The sequence below is a fragment of the Candidatus Cryosericum terrychapinii genome (genome assembly GCF_003570925.1).
In the GTDB taxonomy this organism is placed as follows: Bacteria; Caldisericota; Caldisericia; order Cryosericales; family Cryosericaceae; genus Cryosericum; species Cryosericum terrychapinii.
This window is the reverse complement of the sequence record NZ_QXIS01000010.1, coordinates 13,848-17,412: the sequence shown is the minus strand read 5'-3', so window position 1 is coordinate 17,412 and position 3,565 is coordinate 13,848. Positions and strand designations below refer to the sequence as shown.

The 3,565-nt window shown below is 58.6% G+C and carries 3 protein-coding genes; all 3 read left to right on the top strand.

All coding sequences use genetic code 11. From position 1 onward, the window contains the following. Positions 1–91 precede the first annotated feature (91 nt). Positions 92–1,192 carry a GNAT family N-acetyltransferase gene (locus SMC7_RS02070; protein ID WP_165845059.1) on the top strand — a complete coding sequence of 367 codons (1,101 nt, stop codon included), beginning with the start codon at positions 92–94 and terminating at the stop codon, positions 1,190–1,192. 1 nt (position 1,193) lies between these two features. After that, positions 1,194–2,834 (top strand): putative manganese-dependent inorganic diphosphatase, encoded by a 1,641-nt coding sequence (locus tag SMC7_RS02065; RefSeq protein WP_165845058.1) that lies wholly within the window; start codon positions 1,194–1,196, stop codon positions 2,832–2,834. Positions 2,835–2,885: 51 nt separating this feature from the next. Next, the coding region (locus SMC7_RS07340; protein ID WP_207798694.1) for a xylulokinase at positions 2,886–3,565 on the top strand (680 nt) is incomplete at its 3' end.

Genomic DNA, 3,565 nt, shown 5'->3' with positions numbered 1-3,565 from the left:
TACCATGGTAACTGTGAACCCGCACCATATCTGGCAGCAGCGTGACTGTTGCTCTGAGAATGATATGCCAGGACTGAGAGGAAGGACTTCTGTGGAAACGAGGCTCATCGAAGACAGCTCTGCGTTTGCTCTGCTGGAACCGTTCTGGAACCGGATCGTTGTGCAGAGTGCCGCTAATACATGTCATTCGACGTTCGAATGGCTGTTCACGTGGTGGAAGTACTTTGGTGCGGATAGGCGACTACTGCTCATTGCAGCATACGAAGACGGCGTGCCCGTTGGCCTTGCTCCGCTGTATGTTGGCAATGGGACCACGGAACCCAGGGACCTGCATTTCCTGGGACAAGGACTGTCGGACTACGCAGGTCTTATTACTCCCCGGGATCGCCCAGATGTGACGGAAGCTCTTGTTTCAGCTCTGCTGGACCTTCGTTCGTCCTGGGACGGGTTGGATCTCGAGGAGGTCCCGGCTCAGTCGCCCAACAAGGCGCTTCTGGACCGCGCGATCGAGGCGGGCAGTGTCTCTGCTGTGTGGCAGACGACCGTGCAATGCCCGTACCTGCCCATCGAAGGCGGCTGGGAGGCGTTCTATGCCACAATGGGCAAGGGATTCCGGCATGAGGTTCGGAACAAACTGAACAGATGGAACAGTCGTAGCGATGGGCGTATAGAGGGATTGGAGCTGCGATACGTCGATCGTAGAGAGGTCGATAGCGTGTTTGTGGACGAGGTTGTTGCATTGTCCGGTGAGCGCCGGTCAGTCGACGGCCACCGGAGCCCGTTCCTCAACCATCCGGACCAGGAGTTTCTTCGAGAAGTGCTTCCACTCATGGGCCGGCGAAACCAGCTGCGCGTAGGCGAGCTGAGGAGCGGGAACGCACTGCTCGCATTCATGCTCGCCTACCACTGGCAGGGAGTCGTGTATATGTGGAATACCCAATATGAACCCAGGTACGCAGAGTATTCGCTTGGGCGCATGGTGCTGGTATCACTTGCAGAGCAGTCATTTCACGAAGGTTGTCACGAGCTGGATTTCATGCGAGGCGAGGAGCCGTACAAGTTCCAGTGGACGACACTCCACAGAACGAACCTGGCTCTCCGCTCGGAGCGGTCGGCCCAGCTTGCCGGGGACATGCAGGCACCTCCGGGGCCTGAAGCAGTCCAGGTCGTCCAGGACGAAACGAGTAGCTGACATGCGGCAGAGAGTCATTGTCACCGGGCACAAGAACCCGGATACGGATTCCATCTGCTCTGCTCTTGGCTACGCGTTCTACAAGAATCGTACGGATCCTTCCCGCGTCTATACCGCCGTTCGTGGAGGAGATCTCAACGATGAGACCCGCTTTGTCCTGGAGCGCTTCGGGTTCCGTGTGCCGCCGCTCTTGAGATCACTGATGCCACAGGTTCAGGACATTCCCCGGAAGCGCCTCGTGACAGTCGCCCCCTCCACCCGCGTCGGGAAGGCTGCCATTCTCATGAAGGAGAACCATATCCATTCGCTCCCGGTCGTCGACGATGCACTGGTTGTACGAGGTGTCGTGGATGCCGTCGATATTGCCACCGCGTACGCCGACCAGCTTGAGCATGCCGACGTCCTTCCTTATGCGGTGGAACTCGATACCCTTGTGCGACAGCTGTCAGCCAGGATCGTCCTCCATACCGGCGAATCCGCGGAGCTGAAGGGGCGATTGCTTGTTGTCACCGGTTCGGTGGGGCGTCTTGCGCCGGGATCTGAGGATGTCACCATTATCATCTCTGACGGGATACCCTCCCAGGACGTCTTGGCGGCGTGTTCGACCGCTTCCACCCTGATTGTCACTGGCACCGCCACTATGGCGCAAACCGAGGCACAGTGGCCGTCCCACCTGAACCTTGTTCTCGAGACGGACATGACAGTGACACAGGCGTTGCGGGCTCTCTGGTCATCGATTCCGGTGTCTGCATTCATGGAAGGCACCGTCCCCTTGCTAAGTATGACAGATACGCTGGAGAGAGCAAAGAAGGCGGTGCTTGACTCGTCCGCCCGTTGTGCCGTGGTTCTTGATGCACTGCATCATCCGGTGAACATTGTGACCCGTTCCGACCTCATCCGGTTTTCGCGAAAAAAGGTTGTCCTCGTGGACCACAATGAGACATTGCAGGCTGTCGATGGCGTGGAGGAGGCCGATATCCTCGAGATCATCGATCATCACCGTGTCGGCGACATCTCCACCTTCCGCCCCATCTACTTTCACAACGAGCCGGTCGGGAGCACCTGCACGATCGTTGCTGAACTGTGTACGGAGAACGGGGTCTTCATGCCGAAGTCGGTGGCCGGGCTCCTGATGTCGGGCATTCTCTCAGACACGATGAACCTCAACCTCTCGACGACTACGCCAAAGGACGTCCGCGCCGTGCGGCGACTCGCGGTGACCATTGGCATCGACGCGGAAGCATTTGGTCTCGAGCTGCTTCAGAACGGTTCTGTGATGTTCAAGGACCTTCCTGCGACAGAGGTTCTGATGCGGGACTTCAAGGAAGTTGAGCTCTTCGACACACGCATCGGCGTCTCTCAGGCCGTCGTGTTTTCTTTCGACCGCATCCGGGAACGGGAGTCTGAATTCAAGCAGGCGATGAGGGATGTGCGGGCACGCATGGGGCTCGCCATGGTGGCATTTCTGGCCACGGATCCTCTGAGCAGGAGATCATATCTGATCGTCGCCGGGCCTGTCGAGGCGTTTGAAGAGGCATTTGACGTGCGCATGGAAGATGGACATGCCATCCTCGATGGAGTGCTCTCTCGCAAAAAGGACTTCATCCCGCCGGTGGCCGAGGTCTTGTCGCGGTACGCATAATTCGCATAGTGGCTCCGAGTCCGCCGGACCCGGTTGGAGGGGAGGATTGCGATGGGAGACCGTCTCGTTTTGGCGATTGATTGTGGCACGCAGAGCGTTCGAGGTCTGCTGTTCGATGATGAGGGACACTTGGTGGCTAAACACAAGGTTGAATTCGAGCCCTACTTGTCGGCGGCCCCCGGATATGCTGAACACAAGGCCGAAGACTACTGGCGCGATACGTGCCTGGCAGTGCAGGGACTGCGGGAAGACGCGCCTGAACTGTGGAGCCATATTGGAGCTGTCGCGCTGACCACTCAGCGTGACACCGTCGTTGCCGTGGACGCCGACGGCATCCCCGTGCGGCCCGCTATCACGTGGCTGGATCAGCGCATGGCTCGTTGCGACGACCCGATGCCTCTCGTGGACCGGCTGCAATTCAGAGTCACAGGTATGACACTTGCTGCAGAGATCACGCGACGTCAGGGCAAAGACAACTGGATGGTCGAGAACGAGCCCGAGGTATGGGCCCGAACGAGCAAGTGGTTACTCCTTTCGGGGTATCTTTGCTATAGACTGACAGGACGGTACGTCGACTCGGTGGCATCACAGATAGGTCACATCCCGTTCGACTATCCCGCACGTAACTGGCCCCGCAGTGACAACAGCTGGCGGTGGCACATGTTCAGGGCACGTCGGGACCAGCTTCCCGAGCTTGTGGATGCCGGCGGGCAGATGGGTACAGTGTCAGC